Genomic DNA, 24,243 nt, shown 5'->3' with positions numbered 1-24,243 from the left:
GCCGGTCCCTGCCGTACGTCCTACTTCTTACGCCGCCGTCCCCCACCGCCTTGGCCGAGCACCCGTGCGCTCTGACCAGGAACGGAGGGAGCTGTCTGCGGTCCTACGGATCCCGGGCCCGGAGGCGTCGCCGGCCCCGAGGCTCCCGGCCGGTCGGCGGAGACCACCAGCGCCGCCAGCGCCGTTGTCACCGGCACCGACGCGACCAGACCGATGGAGCCCACCAGGGTCCGTACGATCTCCTCCGCCACCAGCTCACTGTTGGCGACCGTTCCCATGCTCGACTGCGCGATCGAGAACAGCAGCAGAAGAGGCAACGCCGCGCCCGCGTAGGCGAGGACGAGCGTATTGACCACCGAGGCGATGTGGTCCCGGCCGATCCGTATGGCCGCCCGGTAGAGGGCGCGCGGCCCCATCGACGGATCCGCCTGACGGAGCTCCCAGACCGCCGAGGTCTGCGTCACCGTCACATCGTCGAGGACACCGAGTGAACCGATGATGACGCCCGCCAGCAGCAGACCGCTCATATCGATCTCGGGATAGAGACCGTGAATCAGACCGGTGTTGTCGTCCGTGTTGCCGGTCAGGCTCGCCCAGCCGATGAAGAGCGACCCCAGCAGCCCGATCAGCAGCAGAGATATCAACGTGCCGAGGACCGCCACGGAGGTACGGGCCGTCAGACCATGGCACATATAGAGCGCCACCAGCATGATCGCGCTCGCCCCCACCACCGCCACAACCAGCGGATTCGACCCCTGCAAAATCGCGGGCAGGATGAACAGCGTCAGGACGGCGAACGAGACGGCGAGCGCGATCAGCGCCATGACCCCGCGCATCCGACCCACCACGACCACCGCGAGCGCGAAGATCCCAGCCAGCAGAGCCATCGGGAACGTACGGTTCACATCGGTCACGGAGTACTGGAGATCACGGGGCGCGTCGGGTGCGTAGGCCACCACCACGCCCTGTTTCACGTGAAACTGTCGCGGTGCGTCCGGCTGGACGACCTCGATGAAGGTCCGCCCCTTCTCCTTGCCGGAGGTGACCTCGATCGTCGCCTTCTTGCACTCCCCGGTCTCCGCCTGCTGTGCTTCGCGACCCTGAGGCGTCGAGGTGTCACCGGTCGACGGGAGCTGAGAGCCGTTCACGTCTTTGCAGTCCACCCGCTCGATCTGCACGACCTGGCCCTGCTCGGTCTGCCGGTCGAAGCCGACACCGGTGCGCTCGTGCGCCGGTGCACCGCCGGGCCAGAGCACGGCCAGCCCGACGACCACCGCGGTCGCGAACGGAATCAGGACCGCCGCGATGACCTTGCGAAGGTGCCGGGAGACCGGTGCGGCCGGCCCGTGACTGTGCGAGTGGCCATGCGATTCGTGAGTCTGCTGGGGTGAGGTCACCGCCAGATCATCGCAAGAAGTAAGAGGCCCTCTGTTCAGCACGCTCGACGGGACGCTAGCGTGGAGTCACCTTTGCACACGCGGGAGCTCGGAGCACCGGGCTGAGAGGGCGCTGACTGTGTAGTCCCGGGGATCTCCCTGGACACCTGCGCTGCGCCGACCGCTGAACCTGTTACCGGGTAATGCCGGCGTAGGGAGTAGGTCTCATGACCCATCAGGACGCACGCACGCCTGCCTCCGATTCGGAAAAGCCGAGCGAGGCCGGAAGGTCCATCGGCTGGCACAAGGGATATGTCCAGGGTTCGCGCCCGGATCTTCAGGTGCCGGTGCGCCAGGTGCACCTCACCAACGGCAAGGACGTCACGCTGTACGACACATCGGGGCCGTACACCGACCCCACCGTCGAGACCGATGTACGCCGCGGTCTCGCGCCCCTGCGGGAGAACTGGATCATCGGGCGCGGTGATACCGAGGCGTACGCGGGCCGGCCGGCCCGCCCCGAGGACGACGGGCTCAAGCACACCTCGCCACGCGGGGGACTGCTCCGGAGCGGAACCACTGATCTACGGGGCCTCGACGCGGTCTTCCCCGGCCGGCCGCGCCAGCCGCGGCGGAGCCGGGACGGACAGGCGGTGACGCAGCTCGCATACGCCCGCCGCGGGGAGATCACCTCGGAGATGGAGTACGTCGCCATCCGGGAGAACGTGTCCCCGGAGGTCGTCCGCGAGGAGATCGCCGCCGGTCGCGCCGTCCTCCCCGCCAATGTCAATCACCCCGAGATCGAGCCGATGATCATCGGCAAGCGATTCCTGGTGAAAGTCAACGCCAACATCGGCAACTCCGCGGTCACCTCCTCCATCGAGGAGGAGGTCGAGAAGATGACCTGGGCGACCCGCTGGGGCGCGGACACGGTCATGGACCTCTCCACCGGCCGCAATATCCACACCACCCGCGAATGGGTGCTGCGCAACTCCCCTGTCCCCATCGGCACGGTGCCGCTCTATCAGGCGCTCGAAAAGGTCGACGGCAAGGCCGAGGAGCTGACCTGGGACATCTACAAGGACACCGTCATCGAGCAGGCCGAGCAGGGCGTCGACTACATGACGGTCCACGCCGGTGTACTGCTGCGGTACGTGCCGCTCACGGCCCGCCGGAAGACCGGCATCGTCTCGCGCGGCGGCTCGATCATGGCCGCGTGGTGTCTCGCGCACCACAAGGAGTCGTTCCTGTACGAGAACTTCGAGGAGCTCTGCGAGATCCTCGCGTCCTACGACGTGACGTACTCCCTCGGTGACGGCCTGCGGCCCGGGTCCATCGCGGATGCCAACGACGAGGCGCAGTTCGCCGAGCTGCGCACGCTGGGCGAGCTCAATTCGATCGCCAAGGGGCTGGGCGTACAGACGATGATCGAAGGCCCGGGCCATGTCCCGATGCACAAGATCAAGGAGAACATCGACCTCCAGCAGGAGATCTGCGAGGAGGCCCCGTTCTACACGCTCGGCCCGCTGACGACCGACGTGGCTCCGGCGTACGACCACATCACCTCCGGCATCGGCGCGGCGATGATCGCCTGGTGGGGCACGGCGATGCTCTGCTACGTCACCCCGAAGGAACATCTCGGCCTGCCGGACCGCGACGACGTCAAGACAGGGGTCATCACCTACAAGATCGCGGCCCACGCGGCGGACCTCGCCAAGGGCCACCCGGGGGCGCAGGACTGGGACGACGCGCTCTCCGACGCCCGGTTCGAATTCCGCTGGGAGGACCAGTTCAATCTGGCCCTCGACCCTGACACGGCCCGGGAGTTCCATGACGAGACCCTCCCGGCCGAACCGGCGAAGACCGCGCACTTCTGCTCGATGTGCGGCCCCAAGTTCTGCTCGATGAAGATCTCGCAGGACATCAGGCGCCGGCACGGCGGAGATATGGAGAGCGCCGAGATCGAGGCCGGTATGGCGGAGAAGTCCAAGGAGTTCGCCGCGGCCGGCAACCGGGTCTACCTGCCGCTGGCGGACTGAGCGCCCTCCAGCGTGCCCTGGGCACCGGTCGGGAGATCAGTCCGGCCGGTGCTCGGGGCCACCGAAGTCGGGGCTGGTGAAGTCCGGGCTGGTATAGGTCGGGCGCTGGCCCGCGGTGGAGCCTTCGCCCGGACTGGAGAAGTCCGGCCGGCTGTAGCCGATCTTGGGCAGCTGGCTCACCGGGCGAGGCGGGCCGGGCGTGGCCGGGCCGGCGCTCGGATCGGCCAGGGCGGCCCGCAGGAAAGGCAGAATGCCGCGCTCCAGCAGGGCGTGGCGCCAGGCTTCTCTGGCCCGGGCCACCTCGTCCGGCAGCTCGTTACGCGACTCCTCGGCCGGCAGCTGGGTCGCGCCGTTGCGCACGGCCGTGACCAGCAGGCCTATCGCGGCGGCCAGTATGCCGAGTGCGGTGACGGCGCCGAAGAACCAGCCGACGGCGAGCAGGGTTTCGGCGAAGGCGGGTGGCGGGCTGAGCGCCTTGAGGAGGTAGCCGACGAGCAGGAAGATCGCGGCCGCGGTGCCCCCGAGGACCGGGACCAGCACGGTGATGATCGCGGTGAAACCCGCGCCGGCGTCCTCGGCTTCGTCCTCGGCCGGGGCCAGGACGGCATCGTGGACGGAGGCGGAAGGGGCCGGCGCCCGGAACTCCTCGCGGATCTTCGCGTAATGCTCGTACTCTGCGGCGGCCGCCGTGGTGATCAGCGCCGTGCGGTTCAGGGCCATGGTGCGCAGCTGCTCGGCGTTGAGCCGCCGGCCGACCGCGGCGAGATCCGGGCGGTCGGGCGCATTGCGCAGTGCGTCGTCGAGGATCCGCTCGAAATCCGCGCGATCCTCGCTCAGCAGGTGCGGAGCGCTTTTCATGTGCATCCCCCGATGCTCCGTAGGGCCGGGTCGCCCGCGTGGCACGGGCAGTTGGCAGAAACGGAGGAGAGCCTGCTACGGATAAGCCGATGGTAGAGCTGTTTCGGCGCGGTGTGACAGGGGGTTTACGTAAATCACCGGCGCGGCGTTGATTCAGTTATGCAGGGGAAGCTGGACCACCAGCAGTTTTCCTGCCATGGTCACGCCGCCGTCCATGGCGATGGCAAGTCCGTCGGCATATACGTGTGGCCCTTCCACCACCGGACTCCTGGCGCCTTGGTCGTCCGAGGCGTCTTCGGTGCCCACTTCGCCGAGCAGATAGGGAATCGGGCTGTGGCCGTGGACCACGCGCTGACCGCCGTACTGGGAGAGCAGTTCCTGAACGGCCTGCGGACCGCCTTCGTCACGGAACGCGAAGCGTTTGGTGAGCTTGCGGAACAAATCCCAGCATTCGTCGGCGTCATTGCGGGTCAGAATTTGGTGGACGGTCTCATTGACGTCCTCGATGGTGGATCCGTAGTCGAGATACGCGGTCGTGTCGGAGTGCATCAGCAGATGCGCGTCCTCCTCGACGACCGCGTCGAGCCGGGACATCCACTGCAGATGGACGTCCTGGAGGCGCTCCATGTCGGTCCGCTGGCCGCCGTTGAGCAGCCAGGCGGCCTGGAAGGTGGCGGTGCCGGCGCCGGAGTTGACGGGTGTGTCGCCGAACCGCTTGGCGCCGATGAGCAGCAGTTCGTGATTGCCCATCAGGGCCTTGCAGTAGCCGCCGGAGGCCGCCGCCTCGGCGGAGAGCCGCATGACGAGATCGATGACGCCGATGCCGTCGGGGCCGCGGTCGGTGAAGTCACCGAGGAACCAGAGGCGGGCCGTGCCCGCCGCCCAGTGGCCCTCGGCGTCGATGAGGCCCTGCTCGGCCAGGGCGGCGAGGAGTTCGTCGAGATAGCCGTGGACGTCGCCGACCACGAAGAGCGGGCCGCGGCCGTCGGGGGCGGGCGCCTCGGCAGGCGATACGTGCACCTGGACGGTGTCCCCCCGGTTGATCACCGGGAGGTCGCGCTCGGTGGGGGTGTAGCCCTCCGGCGGCTCGTCGGCCGGGACCGCGTTGCCGGGATGCCCGGACGAGCCGGCGGCCGCGGGGCCGGGCTGTCCGGACTGCACGGGAACCTGTGCGTACGGCGGGACGCGGAAGTCGCGCAACGTCGCCGTCCGCACCACGGATCCCTGGCCGGCCCCCTGTGTCATCGACCCCTCCACCACCGTCGCGCCGCCGTACACCTCTCAGGCCTGCCTGGCCGGATGGGGGTGAGCCCACCGGAGGTCGTGGAAGGTCCGAGGTGTCGTGCGCCCATCATAGGAACGCCGGTCCTCCTGTGTGACGCACCAGGGGCGATGAATCCGATTGCACCTCCGGTTCACCGCATGTTTTCACGCTGATCGCCCGAAATGCGAAAGGTCCGGGCCTTCGGGGGAGGACAGCCACTGCGCTGTCACTCCCCGAAGGGGCCCCGGTCAGTCGCGGGCGGGGGACCGGGGCGGACTGACCGTGGTGCGTGGCGGGCGCCGCTGGGAGGACGTCCGGACGATCAGTTCGGTCGGTATCACCTGCTCCACCGGCCGGCCGGTGTCGATCCCTTCGATGGCGTCGATGAGGAGCTGGATGACGGCGGTGCCGATACGGCGCGGTTTGAGCGAGAGCGTCGTGATGGGCGGTTCCGTGGAGGCGTACACGGTGGACTCGCTGCAGCACACCAGCAGCAGGTCGTCGGGTACGCGCAGCCCGTACCGCCTGGCGGCGGCGAGCAGATCGGTGCCGTTGGGGTCGAAGAGCCCGTAGACGGCGTCGGGGCGGTCGGGGCGGGCGAGCAGCCGGTCGGCGGCGACGGCCCCGGCGCACGGGTCGTGGGCGGGGTAGGACTCGTAGACCGGATCCTGTCCGACGCGCTCGCACCACTGCAGATACGCGGTGGTGGAGAGCCGGGTGTAGGTGTCCGTGGTGGTGCCGGTGAGCAGGCCGATCCGGCGTGCCCCGGCGGCGGCGAGATGGTCGAGCAGATTGAGAACGGCCGCCTCGTGGTCGTTGTCGACCCAGGCGGTGACGGGGAGGGTGCCCGCGGGCCGGCCGTCGGAGACGACGGGAAGGCCCTGGCGGACGAGTTCGGTGACGACCGGATCGTGGTCGGAGGGGTCGATGACGACGGTGCCGTCGAGGGCGACGTTCGACCAGACGTCATGGCGGGAGGTGGCGGGGAGGATGACGAGGGCGTAGCCGCGGGCGAGGGCGGCGGAGGTCGCGGCCCTCGCCATCTCGGCGAAATAGGCGAATTCGGTGAAGGTGAACGGTTCATCCCCGTACGTCGTCACGGTCAGGCCGATGAGGCCTGATTTGCCGGTACGGAGGGTTCGGGCGGCGGCGGACGGCCGGTAGCCGAGGCGCTCTGCGACTTCTCGGACATGGCGCCGGGTGGCGTCGGGTAAGCGTCCCTTGCCGTTGAGCGCGTCCGAGACAGTCGTGATGGAGACACCGGCGGCGGCGGCAACGTCCCGGATGCCCGCCCGACCCTGCCGGCTTCCCCGCCGGGTTGTGTCCGTCCGGCTCACCTGGTGTTTCCCTGCTGCTGTCATGGCGAGCCGATAGTAGGGCGCGGGCGGGCGGTTGGGCGGGTCGCATATGCACCCATTGACAGGCACGTTTCTGCATGATCAAGAACGGGCAACGGCCATGGAAGAAAAGGGAGTTAGTGGGTCTAGCTATGTTCTGCCATGCGTGGAGCGGCATGGACCTGTCGAAGGGTCCATGTTTCGAAGAGGTCTCATCTCACCTCTACGGGGGACGCGCGCCACGGAGTGAGCCACCGGCGCGTGCCTCGGAGGCGAGCGCGCCCCTTTCCGGGCGCCCGCCATTCGCAGGGGCCGCGAATCCTCATATGGTGAGCAGTATTGAAGTTGTACCGACCCGTGAACGGCCGAGGAGGACCCGCGGTGAGCGAGACGAGCCCCAAGCTGCGCGCCGAGCTGGACGGCATTCCCCTGTACAAGCCGGGCAAGCCGGCGGCGTCCGGCGGGCCCGTCGCGTACAAGCTGTCCTCCAACGAGAACCCCTACCCGCCGCTGCCCGGGGTGATGGCGCAGGCGATCTCGGCCGCCGGGGTCTTCAACCGATACCCCGACATGGCCTGCACCGGCTTGATGAACGAACTGGCCGAGCGCTTCGGAGTGCCGCTCTCGCATCTGGCGACCGGCACCGGCTCCGTGGGCGTCGCCCAGCAGTTGCTGCAGGCCACGGCGGGCCCCGGTGACGAGGTCATCTACGCCTGGCGCTCCTTCGAGGCGTACCCGATCATCACCCAGATCTCGGGAGCGACCTCCATAAAGGTGCCGCTGACCTCGGGGGAGGTGCACGATCTGGACGCGATGGCCGAGGCGATCACCGAGCGGACCCGGCTGATCTTCGTCTGCAACCCCAACAACCCGACCGGCACGGTGGTGCGCCGGGCCGAGCTGGAACGGTTCCTCGACCGGGTGCCGGGCGATGTGCTGGTGGTGCTGGACGAGGCGTACCGCGAGTTCATCCGCGATGCCGAGGTGCCGGACGGGGTCGCGATCTACCGGGACCGTCCGAATGTGGCCGTGCTGCGCACCTTCTCCAAGGCGTACGGACTGGCCGGTCTGCGGGTCGGCTTCGCCATCGCCCATGAGCCGGTGGCCGCCGCGCTGCGGAAGACCGCGGTCCCCTTCGGCGTGAGCCAGATCGCTCAGGAGGCGGCGATTGCCTCGCTGCGGGCGGAGGACGAGCTGCTGGGGCGGGTCGGCACGCTGGTCGCGGAGCGTGAACGGGTGTACAGGAGCCTGATCGGCCAGGGCTGGACCGTGGCTGAGACGCAGGCCAACTTCGTGTGGCTGCGGCTCGGGGAGCGCACGCTCGATTTCGCGGCGGCCTGTGAGACGGCCGGCGTGGTCGTACGGCCCTTCGCGGGTGAGGGCGTACGGGTGACGATCGGCGAGTACGAGGCCAACGAGATCTTTTTGCAGGCGGCCGAGGCGTTCCGCAAGGAGCTGTAGTCCGTCGAGAGACGCCCGGCGCGGTCCGGCGAGAGACGTCCGGCCGGGGTTGTGGCTGGGACGCGGCAGTCAAGGGCGGTCTCTTCGAGGCCGCCCTTTGGCGTCGTACGGCCGGTATGTCTGGAGGACCCCCCACGCGAAGATCCGGAAAGCTGTGCGACATAATGCTTGTGAATGTGAACGCTTTCACAAGCGCGCCCCAGTTCCTGTCGTTACGTCCAGGGCGAAAGGGGCAAGCTGCCGCTCGACCACGGCGATGTAAGGAGAGACGACGTGGACCTCGCTCTGGCGCCGGAGACCCTGGCGCGATGGCAGTTCGGCATCACCACCGTCTACCACTTCCTCTTCGTGCCCCTGACGATCTCGCTCGCCGCGCTGACCGCGGGGCTGCAGACCGCCTGGGTCCGTACGGAGAATCCCAAGTACCTCAAGGCCACGAAGTTCTGGGGCAAGCTCTTCCTGATCAATATCGCGATGGGTGTCGTCACCGGCATCGTGCAGGAGTTCCAGTTCGGGATGAACTGGTCCGACTATTCGCGGTTCGTCGGCGACATCTTCGGCGCCCCGCTCGCCTTCGAGGCACTGATCGCCTTCTTCTTCGAGTCCACCTTCATCGGACTGTGGATCTTCGGCTGGGACAAGCTGCCGAAGAAGATCCATCTGGCCTGTATATGGATGGTCTCGATCGGCACGATTCTCTCGGCGTACTTCATCCTGGCGGCCAACTCCTGGATGCAGCACCCGATCGGCTACCGGATCAACAAGGAAGCCGGCCGCGCCGAACTCACCGACTTCTGGGCGGTGCTCACCCAGGACACCGCGCTCACCCAGTTTTTCCACACCCTCACGGCCGCTTTCCTCGTCGGCGGTGCCTTCATGGTCGGTATCGCGGCCTTCCACCTGGCCCGCAAAAAGCACATTCCGGTGATGCGGACCTCGCTGCGACTCGGCCTGATCACCGTCGTGATCGCGGGACTGATGACCGCCGTCAGCGGTGACACCCTCGGCAAGGTCATGTTCAAGCAGCAGCCGATGAAGATGGCCGCGGCCGAGGCTCTCTGGGAGGGCGAGGCGCCCGCGCCGTTCTCCGTATTCGCCTACGGAGACGTCGACAAGGGGCACAACGACGTCGCCATCGAGATCCCCGGGATGCTCTCCTTCCTCGCCAACAACGACTTCAGCTCGTACGTCCCCGGCATCAACGACATCAACAAGGCCGAGCAGGAGAAGTACGGCCCCGGCGACTACCGGCCCAATATCCCCGTCGCCTACTGGAGCTTCCGCTGGATGATCGGCTTCGGCATGGCATCCTTCGCCCTCGGCCTGGCCGGGCTCTGGCTCACCCGCAAGAAGTTCATGCTGCCGGCGCGGCTGCGCACGGGCGAGGAAGAAGTGCCGAATCTGGTGCTCTTCAGGAACAAGCCACTCAGCCCGAAGCTCGCCGCCTGCTATTGGATCACCGCTCTCTGGACCCTGCTCTTCCCGCTGATCGCCAACGCCTGGGGCTGGATCTTCACCGAGACGGGACGCCAGCCCTGGGTCGTGTACGGAGTGCTGCGCACGGCCGACGCGGTCTCCCCCGGCGTCTCCCAGGGCGAGGTGCTCACCTCGATGATCGTCTTCACCTCGCTGTACGCGGTCCTCGCGGTGATCGAGGTCAAGCTGCTGGTCAAGTACGTCAAGGCCGGACCGCCGGAACTCACGGACGCCGACCTCAACCCGCCCACAAAGATCGGCGGCGACCCCACGGACGCCGACCGGCCGATGGCCTTCTCGTACTGAGGACTTGAGGAGCTATGGAACTCCACGACGTCTGGTTCGTCCTGATAGCCGTCCTCTGGACCGGCTACTTCTTCCTCGAAGGCTTTGACTTCGGCATCGGGATCCTGACCAAGCTGCTGGCCCGCGACCGCAAGGAACGACGGGTCCTCATCAACACCATCGGGCCGGTCTGGGACGGCAACGAGGTCTGGCTGCTGAGCGCCGGCGGAGCGACCTTCGCCGCCTTCCCCGAGTGGTACGCCACGCTGTTCTCCGGCTTCTATCTGCCGCTGCTGCTCATCCTGGTCTGTCTGATCGTGCGCGGGGTCGCCTTCGAATACCGGGCCAAGCGGCCTGAGGAGAACTGGCAGCGCAACTGGGAACACGCGATCTTCTGGACGTCACTGCTGCCCGCAGTGCTGTGGGGCGTCGCCTTCGGCAACATCGTGCGCGGCGTGAAGATCGACGCGCACAAGGAGTACGTCGGCAACCTCTGGGATCTGCTCAATCCGTACGCGCTCCTGGGCGGGCTGGTGACCCTGGCCCTCTTCACCTTCCACGGCACGGTGTTCGCCGCGCTCAAGACGGTGGGGGACATCCGGGTACGGGCCCGGAAGCTGGCGCTCGCCCTGGGACTGATCACCACCGTGCTGGCGCTCGGTTTCCTGATCTGGACGCAGGCGGACCACGGGGACGGCGCGAGTCTGGTCGCGATGATCGTCGCCGTAGCGGCGCTGGCAGCCGCGATCGGGGCCATCGCCGCAGGGCGCGAGGGCTGGTCGTTCGCGCTCAGCGGGGTGACGATCGTGGCCGCCGTCGCGATGCTCTTCCTGACGCTCTTCCCGAACGTCATGCCCTCCTCGCTGAACGAGGGGTGGAACCTGACGGTGACGAACGCCTCGTCCACTCCGTACACCTTGAAGATCATGACCTGGTGCGCGGGTATCGCCACACCGGTCGTGCTGCTCTACCAGGGCTGGACGTACTGGGTGTTCCGCAAGCGGATCGGCACACAGCACATCGCCGATGCGTAGCCGGAGCGGTACGCGCCCCACGGGGCGCAGCACAAGGAATGGGTGTTTCACGTGAAACCGATCGACCCGCGTCTGCTCCGGTACGCCCGCGCCACCCGCTTCTTCCTGATGGCCGTGGTGGTCCTCGGGCTGGCGGGCGCGGGGTTGGTCGTCGCCCAGGCGATGCTGATCGCCGACGTGGTGGTGGGTGCGTTCCAGCGCGGGTCCGACGGCTCCGAGCTGAGCACTCCCCTGCTTCTGCTGGGTGCGGTCGCCCTCGGACGCGCACTGGTCTCCTGGCTGACCGAGCTGGCCGCCCACCGGGCGAGCGCGGCGGTCAAGTCCGAACTGCGCGGACGGCTGCTGGCGCGGGCGGCCGAACTGGGTCCTGGATGGCTGAGCGGCCAGCGCACCGGTTCACTGGTCGCGCTCGCCACTCGCGGAGTCGATGCCCTGGACGACTACTTCGCGCGCTATCTGCCGCAGCTGGGGCTCGCGGTGGTGGTGCCGGTGGCGGTCCTGGCGCGGATCGTCACCGAGGACTGGGTCTCGGCCGCCGTCATCGTGGTGACCCTGCCGTTGATCCCGCTGTTCATGGTCCTCATCGGCTGGGCCACGCAGGCCAGGATGGACCGTCAGTGGCGGCTGCTGTCCCGCCTGTCGGGTCACTTCCTGGATGTGGTCGCCGGACTGCCGACGCTGAAGGTCTTCGGCCGGGCCAAGGCGCAGGCCGAGTCGATCCGCGAGATCACCTCGGAGTACCGCCAGGCCACGCTGCGCACGCTGCGGATCGCCTTCCTGTCGTCCTTCGCCCTGGAACTGCTCTCGACGCTCTCGGTGGCGCTGGTCGCGGTCGGTATCGGGATGCGGCTCGTCCATGGGGACCTCGATCTGTACACCGGCCTGGTGGTGCTGGTCCTCGCGCCCGAGGCATATCTGCCGATCCGGCAGGTGGGGGCGCAGTATCACGCGGCTGCCGAGGGGCTTTCTGCCGCGGAGGAGATCTTCGCGGTCCTGGAGACCGAGCCTGCGGCGGGCGGCAAGGGGAACGTGCCCGGCGCGCTGAGGCTGGAGCTGGACGGTGTGACGGTCCGCCATGAGGGCCGTAAGGAGCCGTCGCTGAACGCGGCCACGCTGACGGTCGAACCGGGGGAGACGGTCGCGCTCGTCGGCCCCAGCGGGGTCGGGAAATCCACCCTGCTCAATGTGCTGCTCGGATTTGCCGTGCCCGACGAGGGCCGGGTGCGGGTGGACGGCCGGGATCTGTCGACCCTCGACCTGAACCGCTGGCGGGAACGGATCGCGTGGGTTCCCCAGCAGCCGTATCTCTTCGCGGGGACGATCGCGGAGAACGTACGCCTGGCCCGCCCGGACGCGGACGACGCAGCGGTGGGGGAGGCGCTGCGGGACGCGGGGGCGTACGACTTCGTGGCGGCGCTCCCCCAGGGCGTCGACACCATGCTCGGCGAGGACGGGTCGGGACTCTCGGCCGGCCAGCGCCAACGGCTCGCGCTGGCCCGGGCTTTTCTCGCCGACCGGCCGCTGTTGCTGCTGGACGAGCCCACGGCGGCGCTCGACGGCGAGACGGAGGCCGGGATCGTCGACGCCGTGCGACGGCTGGCGACGGGCCGTACGGTGCTGCTGGTCGTCCACCGGCCGGCGCTGCTCGCGGTGGCGGACCGGGTGATCGCACTGCCGGAGCGGCGGGAGCAGCCGGAGCGCCCGGCGCGGCCAGGGTCCGCGGGGGAGCCTGGCCTCGGCGACGGCTTGGCAGTGCCTCGGCGCATCGAGTCCCAGCGCATCGGGCCTCAGAGCATCGAGTCCCAGCACACCGGGCCTCGGCGCACCGGCCCGGACGGGGTGGCACTCGACCGGCGAGGGTCGTCCCGCGAACCCCTCGCACGGATGAGGGCCGCCGCCGGGACGCTGCGAGGGCGGTTCGTCCTGGCGCTCGTGCTCGGGAGCTGTGCCCTCGGCTCCGCCGTCGGGCTCATGGCGGTGTCCGGATGGCTCATCTCACGCGCCTCCGAGCAGCCGCCCGTTCTCTACCTGATGGTCGCGGTGACGGCGACCCGCGCCTTCGGTATCGGCCGGGCCGTCTTCCGGTACGCCGAGCGGATCGTGTCGCACGACGCGGTGCTCAGGATGCTCGCCGACCTCAGGGTCGACGTATACCGGCGGCTGGAGCGCATCGCCCCCGCCGGGCTGCGCGAGACGAGGCGCGGAGACCTGCTGTCCCGGCTGGTCGCCGATGTGGACGAACTCCAGGACTACTGGCTCCGGTGGCTGCTGCCGGTCGGTACCGCCCTGCTGGTGGGCCTGGGCGCCGCCGGATTCACCGCGTGGCTGCTGCCGGAGGCGGGCGCCGTACTGGCCGCCGGGCTGCTGGTCGCCGGGGTGGGCGTACCGCTGGTGAGCGGTGCGTGCGCCCGCCGTACGGAGCGGCAGCTGGCCCCGGCACGCGGACTGCTGGCGACCCGGGTCGCCGATCTGCTCAGGGGTACCGCGGAACTGACCGTCGCGGGAGCGCTGAAGAGCCGGATGCGCCAGGTGCGCGAGGCCGACGGGACGCTGACGGCCATCGCCTCGCGCGGCGCGAGTGCCACCGCGCTCGGCGCCGGCCTCTCCGCCCTGGCCTGCGGTCTGACCGTGGCAGCCGCCGCGGTCGTCGGCGTACAGGCCCTGCGTGACGGACGGCTGGAGGGTGTCGAACTGGCCGTGGTCGTCCTCACCCCGCCCGCCGCGTTCGAAGCGGTCACCGGCCTGCCGCTCGCCGTGCGGTACCGGCAGCGGGCCAGGCGCGGCGCGGAGCGGGTATGTGAGGTGCTGGACGCCCCCGTCCCCGTACAGGAGCCGGAGCAGCCGGCCGCCGCGCCCCTCTCGCCGTTCCCGCTGGAGATACGGGGAGTGTCCGCGCGGTACGCGGGGCAGCGGCGGGACGCGCTCAGTGGCTTCGATCTGACGCTGACCGCCGGGAAGCGGGTCGCCGTCGTCGGACCCTCGGGATCGGGCAAGACCACGCTCGCCCAGGTGCTGCTGCGCTTCCTGGACGCGCGCGAGGGCAGCTGCCACCTCGGCGGGACCGACGCGGCCACCCTCGACGGGGACACCGTCCGGCGTTTCGTCGGGCTGTGTGCCCAGGACGCGCATCTCTTCGACAGCTCCGTACGGGAGAACCTCAGGCTCGCCCGTACGGACGCGACCGAGGACCAACTGTGCGACGCCCTGCGCCGGGCCCGGCTGCTCGACTGGGTCGAGGCACTGCCGGCCGGCCTGGACACCCTCGTCGGGGAACACGGCGCCCAGCTCTCCGGCGGCCAGCGGCAGCGCCTCGCGCTGGCCCGCGCGCTCCTCGCCGATTTCCCCGTGCTGGTCCTGGACGAGCCCGCCGAGCATCTGGACCTGGCGACGGCCGACGCGCTGACAGCCGACCTGCTGGAGGCGACCGAGGGAAGGACGACGCTGCTCATCACCCACCGCTTGCGGGGGCTCGACACGGTGGACGAGCTGATCGTGCTGGAAGAGGGCCGTTCCGTACAGCGCGGTCCCTATGACGAGCTGGCCGCTGTCGAGGGGCCACTGCGGCGGATGCTGGAGCGTGAGCGTGCCGGCGATCTGCTCGACACCGGAAGCCGACTTTCCCTGCTTAATAGGACTTACTAGTCTCAAGAACATGAAAGCGCCCGAACCTACGGATCCGCTCGAAGCCGCAGCCCGCGCGGCCCGCAGCCTTCAGGGCCTGTCCGCCGAAACCACGGCGCAGGTGCCACAACTGCTGGAGGCGATGAGTTCCGTCGGCGCGGGCCTGGAGCCGCACGCCACACTCAGGCGGATCTGCGAGACGGCGGCCCAACTCGCCGGCGCCCGCTACGCCGCGATCGGTGTCGTCAACGAGGCGGGCGAGGGCCTCTCCGACTTTGTGACGTACGGAGTCGGCGAGGACGTGGAACGGCGCATCGGGCACCGGCCCGACGGACGCAGCGGGCTGCTCGGCGCGCTGATCCGGCATCCGGGCACGCTCCGGCTCACCGATCTGACCACCGATCCGCGCGCCGCCGGATTTCCTCCGGGCCATCCGCCGATGCGGACGTTCCTCGGCCTCCCCATCCGTGTGAAGGGCGAGGTCTTCGGCAACCTCTATCTGTCCGAGAAGTCCGACGGGGACGCATTCAACGAATACGACCTGCACATGGTGCGGGTGCTCGCCACCGAGGCCGGGATCGTCATCGGCAACGCGCGGCTGTACGAGGCGGCCCGGCAGCGCGAGCGGTGGATCGACGGCTCGGTCGCCGTCACCACCGCCCTGCTCTCCGGCGCCGACGCGGGCGACGCCCTGTCGGTCGTCGCCGAACACGCCCGCAGACTGGCGGATTCGTCCGTCGGCGTGGTGCTGCTGAGGACGGGCGACGGCGGTCTGGAGGTCGTGGCCGTCTCCGCCGACCACCCGATCATCAAGCGGGGCGTGGTCGTCCCGGCCGAGAGCCCCGTCGCCGCGACCCTGCTGGCCGGCGAAACCGTCTTCGTGGAAGACTCCGCCACCGACCCGCGCCTGATCGCCAAGCTGGGCACCGGTTTCGGCCCGTGCATGCTGCTGCCGCTGCGCACGGACGGCCGGGTGCTCGGCGCACTCGCCACGCCCCGCGAGCAGGGCGCACCCTGCTTCGGCGAGATGGAACGCACGCTGGCCGCTCAGTTCGCCTCGCAGGCGGCGCTGGCGCTGATGATGGCCGAGGCGCAGCGCGACCGGGAGCGGCTGGCCGTCCTGGAGGACCGTGACCGGATCGCCCGCGACCTCCATGACCTGGTCATCCAGCGGCTGTTCACCACCGGGATGATGCTGGAGAGCGCCCAGCGCGGAACGGTCGCGCCCGACGTGCATCAGGGCATCGCCAAGGCGGTCGACGAACTGGATGTGACGATCCAGGAGATCCGCACAGCCATCTTCGCGCTGCAGCAGGGACCGGCCGAGGCGCCGGCCGGGGTGCGCACCCGTGTCCTGCGGGAGATCAACATGGCGGCCGTCCCCCTGGGCTTCAAGCCCTCCCACCGGTTCGTCGGCGCGGTCGACTCCGGCGTCGGGGAACTCACCGGGAAGAACCTGATCGCCGCCCTCCGCGAAGCCCTCTCCAACGTCTTCCGGCACGCGCACGCCACCCGCGTCGAAGTGGTCGTCGATGCCACCCTCCGGCTCTCCGACGGCAGGGGCGCGGTCCGGCTGTCGGTCGCCGACGACGGGGTGGGGATCCCGAGCGGCGGACGGCGCAGCGGGCTGCGCAACCTCCGGCGGCGCGCCGAGTCGTTGGGCGGATCGAGCACGTGCGAGCCGGGACTCGGGGAGGGCGAGGGTGGTACGACGGTGGTCTGGGAGGCCCCGCTGTGATCCGGGGGACCGTGGCCAGGGGAACCGTCGCAGGTCCTACAGCCGCGCCAGGATCTCTTCGATGACGACCGCGACGCCGTCCTCGTTGTTGGTGGCCGTACGTCCGGAGGCGGCGGCCAGCACGTCCGGGTGGGCGTTGCCCATCGCGTACGACGTCCCGGCCCAGGTCAGCATCTCCAGATCGTTCGGCATGTCACCGAAGGCGACGACCTCGTCGGACGAGATGCCGCGCTCGGCGCAGCAGAGCGCGAGCGTGCTCGCCTTGCTCACACCCAGGCCGCTGACCTCCAGGAGCGCGGTCGGGCTCGAGCGGGTGATGGTGGCGAGGTCGCCCACCGCCGTACGGGCCAGCGTGAGGAAGCCGTCGGGGGTCAGATCGGGGTGGTGGGCGAGCAGCTTCACCACGGGGGCGGCGGGGCCCTGGTCCGCCGTACCGAGCAGCTTCTCGGCGGTGGCGACGGTCGCGCCCGGATCCTCGTGGAAGGGCGGGTACGTCGGCTCGTAGTGGATACCGGTGGTCAGCTCGACCGCATAGGTCGTTCCTGGAGCGGCGTCGCGCAGTGCCTGCACGACAGTCAGAGCGGTCTCGCGGTCCAGCGCACGGACCTCCACCAGCTCTCCGCCCGCGTGCAGATCGACGACCGCGGCGCCGTTGGCACAGATCGCCAGTCCGTGGCCGTGCACATGCTCACTGACGACATCCATCCAGCGGGACGGGCGTCCGGTGACGAAGAAGACCTCGATACCGGCCTTCTCGGCGGCGGCGAGCGCGGCGATCGTACGGTCGGAGACGGACTTGTCGTCGTGCAGCAGAGTGCCGTCCAGGTCGGTGGCGATCAGCCGGGGCCGGGCGGGGAGCGGGGAATCGCTGGGCGAGGTCACGGCCCCATTCTCACGTACAAGGGTGCACGGGCGTGCGGAGGGGCGCACATCTGAGAAGGCGCGCGCCGCCGAGCTGCCATGGCAGGCGACGACGCCCCCGTCGCACCGACGATGTGCGGAGCGGCGTCAGGGCGACCGGTCGGGCGGGGATGCGTCCATGGCCGCTCCCGTAGGGTCGGGGTCATGCGTCTGAGTACCGTGATCCTTCCCGTCCGTCGCTGGCTCGACGGTGGCCGTGACGAGTGGCGGCGAGCCGAGCGGCTCGGTTTCCACACCGCCTACACCTACGACCACCTTTCGTGGCGTACCTTCCGCGACGGTCCGTGGTTCGGGGCGGTACCGACCCTCACAGCAGCCGCGGCGGCCACCGAGCGCCTGCGCCTGGGGACGCTCGTCACATCGCCGAACTTCCGGCATCCGGTGACTCTCGCCAAGGACCTGATCTCGCTGGACGATGTCTCGGGCGGCCGGATCACCCTGGGCATAGGCGCGGGCGGCACGGGCTTCGACGCCACGGCGCTCGGCCAGGAGCCGTGGACGCCGAGGGAGCGGGCGGACCGGTTCGCCGAGTTCGTGCCGCTGCTCGACCGGCTGCTGACCGAGGACTCCGTGACGTACGACGGGACCTTCTACTCCGCCGTCGAGGCCCGCGGCATCCCGGGATGTGTGCAGCGGCCCCGGCTGCCCTTCGCGGTCGCGGCCACCGGCCCGCGCGGACTGAAGCTCGCTGCCCGGCACGGCCAGGCATGGGTGACGACGGGCGATCCGAAGATCTTCGAGACGGGTACGCCGGAGCAGTCCCGCGACGCCATCCGCGGACAGATCGAACGGCTCGGCAAGGCCTGTGCCGAGATCGGCCGGGATGTGTCCGGTGTGGAGAAAATCCTGCTCACCGGCTTCACCCCGGACCGCAGCGGTCCGATGGAGTCCCTTGACGCGTTCGTGGACTTCGCGGGCAGGCACTTCGCGTTGGGTATCACCGAGATCGCGGTCCATGCCCCCATCCCGGACTCGGACTTCGCCGCGGATCAGCGGGTCTTCGAGCAGATCGCCACGGAAGCGCTCGCGCAGCTCCGTCCGTAGGACGGGCCTGCCGCGGTCAGCCGGGGGTACGGCCGCAGTCAGCCGGCGAACGGTCGCGGTCAGCCGGGGAAACGCAGGAACTCCGGCGGTACGGAGTCGGTGAGCCACACGCCATTGGCGCTGACATGGAAGACCAGCCCGCCGCGGTGCATCGCTCCCGCGTCCACCGACAGCACGACGGGCCGGCCGCGGCGGGCGCCGACCCGGGTCGCGGTCTCGCGGTCGGGCGAGAGATGCACATGGTGGCGGAGCATGGGGCGCAGCCCCTCGGCGCGGATCGCGTCCAGGTTCCCGGCGACGGTGCCGTGGTAGAGGTACGCGGGCGGTTCGGCGGGGGCCAGCCCCAGGTCGACCTCGACGGTGTGGCCCTGGTTGGCGCGGATCCGGTCGCCCTTGACCGTGAAGCGCCGCTTGTCGTTGACGGCGACGGCATGGTCGAGTTCGGCACGGCTGATCCGGAAGCCGTGCTCGGCGGCAGCACGGATCAGCTCGTCCACCGCCACCCAGCCGTTCGCGTCGAGAGCGATACCGATCCGTTCGGGCTGGTGGCGCAGATGCTTCGAGAGGTACTTCGACACCTTCACGGTGCGTCGTTCGTCGGGTGATCCGGTCATCCGAACAGGGTGCCCGGATGTCCTGGCGCGGCGCTACTCATTTCGAAGCAATGGTGATTCAGAGGTTTGATCCACAGCCAAGTCGTGTTATCCACAGGGGATTTGGCAATCCTGTGGACAACGAACGTACTATTTAAGCTATTTGGCCCATATGGTTGCCTTGTCTGTGTGTTGAGGCGCCAGTCCGTCCAAGGACCTTGCACGCAGCCCTCGTTCGACGGCCGCAGTGATGCGGAATACCCGCCGCGCTCACAGCGGTGGCTCCACCCGTGCGATCGCGCGCAGTGCCCTGGGTGCGATCCGGGACAGGAGCCGCGCACCGCAGGCCTCCGGAGTGACCGGCACGACCGCCTGATTGCGCACGACGGCGCGCAGCACGGCGGCGGCGACCTTCTCGGGCGGGTAGTTGCGCAGCCCGTACAGCCGAGCGGTCTTCTTCCTGCGCCGCTCCTCCTCTTCGGCGGAGACACCCGTGAAGCGCGCCGTGGACGTGATGTTGGTGTTGACGAAGCCGGGGCAGATCGCGGAAACCCCGATGCCCCGCCCGGCCAGTTCGGCCCGCAGGCATTCGCTGAGCATCAGCACCGCCGCCTTGGAGGTGCTGTACGCGGGCAGCGCCTTGGAGGGCTGATAGGCCGCGGCCGAGGCGATATTGACGATATGGCCACCCTGGCCACGCTCCGCCATCTGCTTGCCGAAGAGCCGGCAGCCGTGGATGACGCCCCACAGATTGACGTCCAGGACCTTCTTCCAGTCCTCCGTGGTGGTGTCGAGAAACGCTCCGGACACCCCGATCCCCGCGTTGTTGACCAGCACATCGACGATGCCGTACTCCGTGGCGACCCGCCCGGCGAGCTTCTCCATCGCCCGTTCATCGCCGACGTCGGCCGGCTCGCCCCACGCGTCCGGTGCGCCGATCAGCCGGGCCAGCTCCGCGGTCCTGGCCGCCCCTTCCTCGTCCCGGTCGACCGCCACGATCCGTGCGCCCGCCTCGGCGAACGCGAGGGCGGTGGCCCGGCCGATGCCACTGGCCGCGCCGGTGACCAGGACGAGCTGTCCGCCGAAGCGCTCCGCGTACGGGCCGCTCGGCGCCGAACTCGTGCCCGGATGTTTGCCGCCCTCCTGGGCGTCGACGAAGTCCCTGATCCAGGAGGCCAGCTGGTCGGGACGGGTACGTTGCACCCAGTGCTTGGCGGGCAGTGAGCGCCGTACCAACCGCGGAGCCCAGTGCTCCAGATCGTCGTAGAGCCGCTCCGACAGGAAGGCGTCGTCCGTCGGAGTGATCAGCTGCACGGGTACGTGCGCATAGGCGTCGGTGCGCGGCCTGCGCAGCCGGGCCCGGAGATTGTCCCGGTAGAGCCAGGTGCCGTGCGCCGCGTCCTGTGGCAGGGAGGACGTCGGGTACGCCCCGACGGGGAGCTTCTCGACCCGCCGGAGGATCTTGGGCCACCGCTTGCCGAGAGGGCCTCGCCAGGCCAGCTCCGGCAGCACGGGCGTGTGCAGCAGATAGATGTACCAGGACTTGGCGCCCTGCCCGAGAAGCTGTCCGACCCGGCGCGGGGTGGGCCGCCCCGCCCGCCGCTTGATCCAGTGCCCCAAGTGGTCCAGGGACGGTCCCGACATCGAGGTGAACGAGGCGATGCGGCCCTCGGTCCGCGCCACGGTCACGAACTCCCAGCACTGCACGGAACCCCAGTCGTGGCCGACCAGATGGACCGGCCGGTCCGGACTCACCGCGTCGGCGACCGCCAGGAAGTCGTCCGTCAGCTTCTCCAGCGTGAAGCCGCCGCGCAGCGGGACCGGCGCCGTCGACCTGCCGTGTCCCCGCACGTCGTACAGCACCACATGGAAGCGCTTGGCGAGCCGCCCCGCGACCTCCGACCAGACCTCCTTGCTGTCCGGATAGCCGTGCACGAGCAGCACGGTCGGCCGCGCCGTGTCGCCCAGCTCGGCGACGCACAGCTCGATTCCGCCCGTACGCACCCAGCGCTCCCGGGCGCCCTCCAGCCCGGTGCTCGTACCGCTGCTTTCGCTTCCACTCGTACTCATACGGCCTCCGCCCGGCGTCACATGTGCGGTACGTGTCAGTAACGTGACACCGATGAATGTGACAATGTCCGGTGGTCTGCGTCAAGGGCCGGTCCATACCTGTGGATAACCGGACGACGGGGCCTGTGTCGGGCGCCCGGGGGAGGCCGGCGGTCCCCCATGAGGGCGTCCAGCTGAGTCCGTGGCCCCCTACGGGTCCGTACATCTGGAGGGGGACACGGATACAGCCGCCTGGTCTGACGCCCACTGTGGCCCGCGCCACTACCGTCGTACCGTGACTGTGATCGCGACCGAAAGCCTGAGCAAGCGGTTCCCCCGGGTGACCGCGCTTGACCGGCTCTCCTTGGACATCGGACCCGGTGTGACCGGGCTGGTGGGCGCCAACGGAGCCGGCAAGTCCACCATGATCAAGATCCTGCTGGGTCTGTCCCCCGCCACGGAAGGCCGGGCCGCGGTGCTCGGGCTCGACGTCGCCACCAGTGGCGGCGCCATCCGTGAGCGCGTCGGGTACATGCCCGAGCACGACTGCCTGCCGCCGGACGTCTCGGCCACCGAGTTCGTCGTCCATATGGCGCGCATGTCCGGACTCCCGCCGACCGCGGCCCGCGAGCGTACCGCCGACACCCTGCGCCATGTCGGCCTCTACGAGGAGCGATACCGCCCCATCGGCGGCTACTCGACCGGCATGAAGCAGCGCGTCAAACTCGCGCAGGCATTGGTCCACGACCCTCAACTCGTCCTCCTTGACGAGCCGACCAACGGACTCGACCCGGTCGGCCGCGACGAGATGCTCGGGCTGATCCGCCGCGTCTACACGGACTTCGGCATCTCCGTCCTGGTCACCTCGCACCTCCTGGGTGAACTCGAACGCACCTGTGACCATGTCGTCGTCATCGACGGCGGGAAGCTGCTGCGTTCCAGCTCCACCAGCGACTTCACCCAGACCACCACGACCCTCGCGGTCGAGGTCACCGACTCCGACAAGCACCCCGACGGCACGCACGCCCTGCGCGAGGCCCTCACGGCGGCCGGCGTCACCCTCCACGCCGGCATGGAGGAAGGGCTCCCGGGCGCGGGCCACATCCTCCTGATCGAGGCCACCGGCGAGGAGACGTACGACGTCGTCCGCGACACCGTCGCCGGGCTCGGCCTGGGGCTCGTACGGATGGAACAGCGACGCCACCACATCGCGGAGGTCTTCCGCCCGACGGCGGCCGAAGAGGCCGGAGCGGCCGAAGGCGCCGCTCAAGCAGCGAGCGGGTCAGCGACCGGCGCCGACCGGGCCACGTACGCACTGCAGAAGGGAGGCGCGCGCGATGAGCACTGAGACCGGGACCGAGACCACTCGGATCCACAACATCGGGTACCGCAACTACGAAGGACCGCGGCTCGGCCGTGCCTACGCCCGCCGCTCCCTCTACTCGCAGTCCCTGCGCGGCGCGTACGGACTCGGCCGCTCGGCCAAGTCCAAGGTCCTGCCGATGATCCTCTTCGCGGTGATGTGCCTGCCCGCGGCCATCATCGTCGCAGTCGCCGTCGCGACCAATCTCAAGGACCTGCCGCTCGACTACACGCGCTACGCGATCGTCACCCAGGCCGTCATCGGTCTCTATCTCGCCGCGCAGGCCCCGCAGTCGGTCTCCCGCGATCTGCGCTTCAAGTCCGTGCCGCTCTACTTCTCCCGCCCGATCGAGCGCATCGACTACGTCCTCGCGAAGTACGGCGCGATGGCCTCGGCCCTCTTCGTACTGACCGCGGCGCCGCTCGTCATCCTCTACGTCGGCTCGCTGCTCGCCAAGATGGACTTCGCCGACCAGACCAAGGGATTCGGCCAGGGGCTGGTGTCGGTGGCGCTGCTCTCCATCCTCTTCGGCGGGATCGGCCTCGTCATGGCCGCGCTCACGCCGCGCCGCGGCTTCGGCGTCGCCGCCGTGATCGCCACACTGACCATCTCGTACGGTGCGGTCTCCACGGTCCAGGCCATCGCCTGGCAGACGGGATCGACCGGCGCCGTCAAGTGGCTCGGCCTCTTCTCGCCGGTCACGATCATCGACGGTGTGCAGACCGCCTTCCTGGGAGCCACCTCCGCCTTCCCCGGCGAGGCGGGCCCCTCGGCCGGCGTGGGCGTGGCCTATCTGCTGGTCCTCCTCGCGCTCGTCTTCGGTTCGTACGCCGTCCTCATGCGCCGTTACCGGAAGGTCGGGCTGTGACCACCATCGACATCGAGCACACCTCGCGCTGGTTCGGCAACGTCGTGGCCGTCAACGACGTCACCATGACGATCGGCCCGGGTGTCACCGGACTGCTCGGCCCCAATGGCGCGGGCAAGTCCACCCTCATCAACATGATGGCCGGCTTCCTGGCTCCCTCCACCGGCACCGTCACCCTCGACGGACAGCAGATCTGGCGCAACGAATCGGTGTACCGGCAGATCGGCATCGTGCCGGAGCGGGAGTCGATGTACGACTTCCTCACCGGTCTCGACTTCGTCGTCGCCAACGCCGAACTGCACGGCCTGGGCGCCAAGGCGGCCCGCGCGGCGCTCGCCACGGTCGAGATGGAGTACGCGCAGGACCGCAAGATCGCGACGTACAGCAAGGGCATGCGGCAGCGGGTGAAGATGGCGTCCGCGCTGGTCCACGACCCGTCGGTACTGCTTCTCGACGAGCCCTTCAACGGTATGGACCCGCGCCAGCGTATGCAGCTGATGGATCTCCTGCGGCGTATGGGCGCCACGGGCCGCACCGTTCTGTTCTCCTCCCATATCTTGGAGGAAGTCGAGCAACTCGCCTCCCACATCGAGGTGATCGTGGCCGGGCGGCATGCCGCCTCCGGGGACTTCCGCAAGATCCGCCGGCTCATGACCGACCGGCCGCACCGCTACCTCGTACGGTCCAGCGACGACCGCGCGCTCGCCGCCGCGCTGATCGCCGACCCGTCGACGGCGGGCATCGAGGTGGACCTCGCCGAGGGCGCACTGCGCATCCAGGCGGTCGACTTCGGCCGCTTCACCGAACTGCTGCCGCGGGTCGCCCGCGAGCACTCCATCCGGCTGCTCACGGTCTCGCCCTCGGACGAGTCCCTCGAGTCGGTCTTCTCCTATCTCGTAGCGGCCTGAGCGGCCTG

17 protein-coding genes and 1 riboswitch are annotated in these 24,243 nt (G+C 69.4%); of the genes, 10 read left to right on the top strand and 7 right to left on the bottom strand.

All coding sequences use genetic code 11. The annotated features are described in order from the left end of the window. Positions 1 to 20: 20 nt before the first annotated feature. Positions 21 to 1,397, bottom strand: coding sequence for a YibE/F family protein (locus ACFVWW_RS09200; protein ID WP_384328937.1), 1,377 nt, complete (start codon positions 1,395 to 1,397; stop codon positions 21 to 23). 70 nt (positions 1,398 to 1,467) lie between these two features. Then, positions 1,468 to 1,611: riboswitch (TPP riboswitch) on the top strand. On the opposite strand from ACFVWW_RS09200, the gene thiC reads away from it, so the two are divergent. After that, entirely contained in the window at positions 1,604 to 3,415 is a 1,812-nt protein-coding gene (gene thiC / locus ACFVWW_RS09195) for a phosphomethylpyrimidine synthase ThiC (protein ID WP_384328940.1), read from the top strand. (Overlaps the previous riboswitch by 8 nt.) Positions 3,416 to 3,451: 36 nt before the next feature. Here the strand turns inward: thiC and ACFVWW_RS09190 are convergent, their stop codons facing one another. The 3 genes from ACFVWW_RS09190 to ACFVWW_RS09180 all read right to left on the bottom strand — a co-directional run bounded on the left by ACFVWW_RS09190 (position 3,452) and on the right by ACFVWW_RS09180 (position 6,898). Beyond that, positions 3,452 to 4,279 (bottom strand): hypothetical protein, encoded by an 828-nt coding sequence (locus ACFVWW_RS09190; RefSeq protein ID WP_386876968.1) that lies wholly within the window; start codon positions 4,277 to 4,279, stop codon positions 3,452 to 3,454. Between the two features lie 147 nt (positions 4,280 to 4,426). Beyond that, positions 4,427 to 5,518: a metallophosphoesterase gene (locus ACFVWW_RS09185; RefSeq protein ID WP_384328945.1), complete on the bottom strand. Its 1,092-nt coding sequence runs from the start codon at positions 5,516 to 5,518 to the stop codon at positions 4,427 to 4,429. A gap of 267 nt (positions 5,519 to 5,785) precedes the next feature. After that, positions 5,786 to 6,898: a LacI family DNA-binding transcriptional regulator gene (locus tag ACFVWW_RS09180; RefSeq protein ID WP_384178160.1), complete on the bottom strand. Its 1,113-nt coding sequence runs from the start codon at positions 6,896 to 6,898 to the stop codon at positions 5,786 to 5,788. Between the two features lie 357 nt (positions 6,899 to 7,255). On the opposite strand from ACFVWW_RS09180, the gene hisC reads away from it, so the two are divergent. The 5 genes from hisC (at position 7,256) to ACFVWW_RS09155 (ending at position 16,489) form a co-directional block, all read left to right on the top strand. Further along, positions 7,256 to 8,335, top strand: coding sequence for a histidinol-phosphate transaminase (gene hisC, locus ACFVWW_RS09175; protein ID WP_386876965.1), 1,080 nt, complete (start codon positions 7,256 to 7,258; stop codon positions 8,333 to 8,335). A gap of 273 nt (positions 8,336 to 8,608) precedes the next feature. Continuing rightward, a complete protein-coding gene (locus tag ACFVWW_RS09170; RefSeq protein ID WP_384178154.1) occupies positions 8,609 to 10,117 on the top strand; it encodes a cytochrome ubiquinol oxidase subunit I in 1,509 nt (502 codons plus the stop codon). Positions 10,118 to 10,131: 14 nt separating this feature from the next. Beyond that, complete coding sequence (cydB, locus tag ACFVWW_RS09165; RefSeq protein WP_386876963.1) at positions 10,132 to 11,130, top strand: cytochrome d ubiquinol oxidase subunit II; 999 nt, start codon at positions 10,132 to 10,134, stop codon at positions 11,128 to 11,130. 51 nt (positions 11,131 to 11,181) lie between these two features. Then, complete coding sequence (cydD, locus tag ACFVWW_RS09160; RefSeq protein ID WP_386876961.1) at positions 11,182 to 14,772, top strand: thiol reductant ABC exporter subunit CydD; 3,591 nt, start codon at positions 11,182 to 11,184, stop codon at positions 14,770 to 14,772. Positions 14,773 to 14,782: 10 nt separating this feature from the next. Continuing rightward, complete coding sequence (locus ACFVWW_RS09155) at positions 14,783 to 16,489, top strand: GAF domain-containing sensor histidine kinase (RefSeq protein WP_386876959.1); 1,707 nt, start codon at positions 14,783 to 14,785, stop codon at positions 16,487 to 16,489. Positions 16,490 to 16,525: 36 nt separating this feature from the next. Here ACFVWW_RS09155 and ACFVWW_RS09150 read toward each other — a convergent pair whose 3' ends face one another. Continuing rightward, entirely contained in the window at positions 16,526 to 17,371 is an 846-nt protein-coding gene (locus tag ACFVWW_RS09150) for an HAD-IIB family hydrolase (RefSeq protein WP_384178143.1), read from the bottom strand. A gap of 183 nt (positions 17,372 to 17,554) precedes the next feature. On the opposite strand from ACFVWW_RS09150, the gene ACFVWW_RS09145 reads away from it, so the two are divergent. Beyond that, on the top strand, positions 17,555 to 18,454 hold the full coding sequence (locus ACFVWW_RS09145; protein ID WP_386876957.1) for an LLM class flavin-dependent oxidoreductase: 900 nt from the start codon (positions 17,555 to 17,557) through the stop codon (positions 18,452 to 18,454). 59 nt (positions 18,455 to 18,513) lie between these two features. Here ACFVWW_RS09145 and ACFVWW_RS09140 read toward each other — a convergent pair whose 3' ends face one another. Both ACFVWW_RS09140 and ACFVWW_RS09135 read right to left on the bottom strand, forming a co-directional pair. Next, positions 18,514 to 19,068 carry an RNA 2'-phosphotransferase gene (locus ACFVWW_RS09140; RefSeq protein ID WP_386876955.1) on the bottom strand — a complete coding sequence of 185 codons (555 nt, stop codon included), beginning with the start codon at positions 19,066 to 19,068 and terminating at the stop codon, positions 18,514 to 18,516. A 249-nt stretch (positions 19,069 to 19,317) separates the two neighbouring features. Beyond that, entirely contained in the window at positions 19,318 to 21,117 is a 1,800-nt protein-coding gene (locus tag ACFVWW_RS09135) for an SDR family oxidoreductase (protein ID WP_386876953.1), read from the bottom strand. 280 nt (positions 21,118 to 21,397) lie between these two features. Here ACFVWW_RS09135 and ACFVWW_RS09130 point away from each other — a divergent pair, with 280 nt between their 5' ends. From ACFVWW_RS09130 to ACFVWW_RS09120, 3 genes are read left to right on the top strand one after another with little or no spacing between them, the layout of a single operon-like run. Continuing rightward, positions 21,398 to 22,444: an ABC transporter ATP-binding protein gene (locus tag ACFVWW_RS09130; RefSeq protein ID WP_384178605.1), complete on the top strand. Its 1,047-nt coding sequence runs from the start codon at positions 21,398 to 21,400 to the stop codon at positions 22,442 to 22,444. Further along, on the top strand, positions 22,434 to 23,327 hold the full coding sequence (locus ACFVWW_RS09125; protein WP_384178130.1) for an ABC transporter permease: 894 nt from the start codon (positions 22,434 to 22,436) through the stop codon (positions 23,325 to 23,327). Before ACFVWW_RS09130 ends, ACFVWW_RS09125 begins: the two co-directional genes overlap by 11 nt. Next, positions 23,324 to 24,235, top strand: coding sequence for an ABC transporter ATP-binding protein (locus ACFVWW_RS09120; protein WP_384178127.1), 912 nt, complete (start codon positions 23,324 to 23,326; stop codon positions 24,233 to 24,235). The genes ACFVWW_RS09125 and ACFVWW_RS09120 overlap by 4 nt, the downstream gene beginning before the upstream one ends. Positions 24,236 to 24,243: the final 8 nt, after the last annotated feature.

This window comes from Streptomyces sp. NPDC058198 (assembly GCF_042882605.1).
GTDB lineage: Bacteria > Actinomycetota > Actinomycetes > Streptomycetales > Streptomycetaceae > Streptomyces.
The sequence above is the reverse complement of the archived record's forward strand: the minus strand, read 5'-3'. Positions and strand labels throughout refer to the sequence as shown.

What these genes read in the sequence shown, in the direction of transcription:
- ACFVWW_RS09125 (WP_384178130.1), top strand. Translation starts at nt 22,434, where the DNA reads ATGAGCACTGAGACCGGGACCGAGACCACTCGGATCCACAACATCGGG.
- ACFVWW_RS09155 (WP_386876959.1), top strand. Translation starts at nt 14,783, where the DNA reads ATGAAAGCGCCCGAACCTACGGATCCGCTCGAAGCCGCAGCCCGCGCG.
- ACFVWW_RS09145 (WP_386876957.1), top strand. Translation starts at nt 17,555, where the DNA reads ATGCGTCTGAGTACCGTGATCCTTCCCGTCCGTCGCTGGCTCGACGGT.
- ACFVWW_RS09140 (WP_386876955.1), bottom strand. Translation starts at nt 19,068, where the DNA reads ATGACCGGATCACCCGACGAACGACGCACCGTGAAGGTGTCGAAGTAC.
- cydB (WP_386876963.1), top strand. Translation starts at nt 10,132, where the DNA reads ATGGAACTCCACGACGTCTGGTTCGTCCTGATAGCCGTCCTCTGGACC.
- thiC (WP_384328940.1), top strand. Translation starts at nt 1,604, where the DNA reads ATGACCCATCAGGACGCACGCACGCCTGCCTCCGATTCGGAAAAGCCG.
- ACFVWW_RS09190 (WP_386876968.1), bottom strand. Translation starts at nt 4,279, where the DNA reads ATGCACATGAAAAGCGCTCCGCACCTGCTGAGCGAGGATCGCGCGGAT.
- ACFVWW_RS09180 (WP_384178160.1), bottom strand. Translation starts at nt 6,898, where the DNA reads ATGACAGCAGCAGGGAAACACCAGGTGAGCCGGACGGACACAACCCGG.
- ACFVWW_RS09185 (WP_384328945.1), bottom strand. Translation starts at nt 5,518, where the DNA reads ATGACACAGGGGGCCGGCCAGGGATCCGTGGTGCGGACGGCGACGTTG.
- ACFVWW_RS09135 (WP_386876953.1), bottom strand. Translation starts at nt 21,117, where the DNA reads ATGAGTACGAGTGGAAGCGAAAGCAGCGGTACGAGCACCGGGCTGGAG.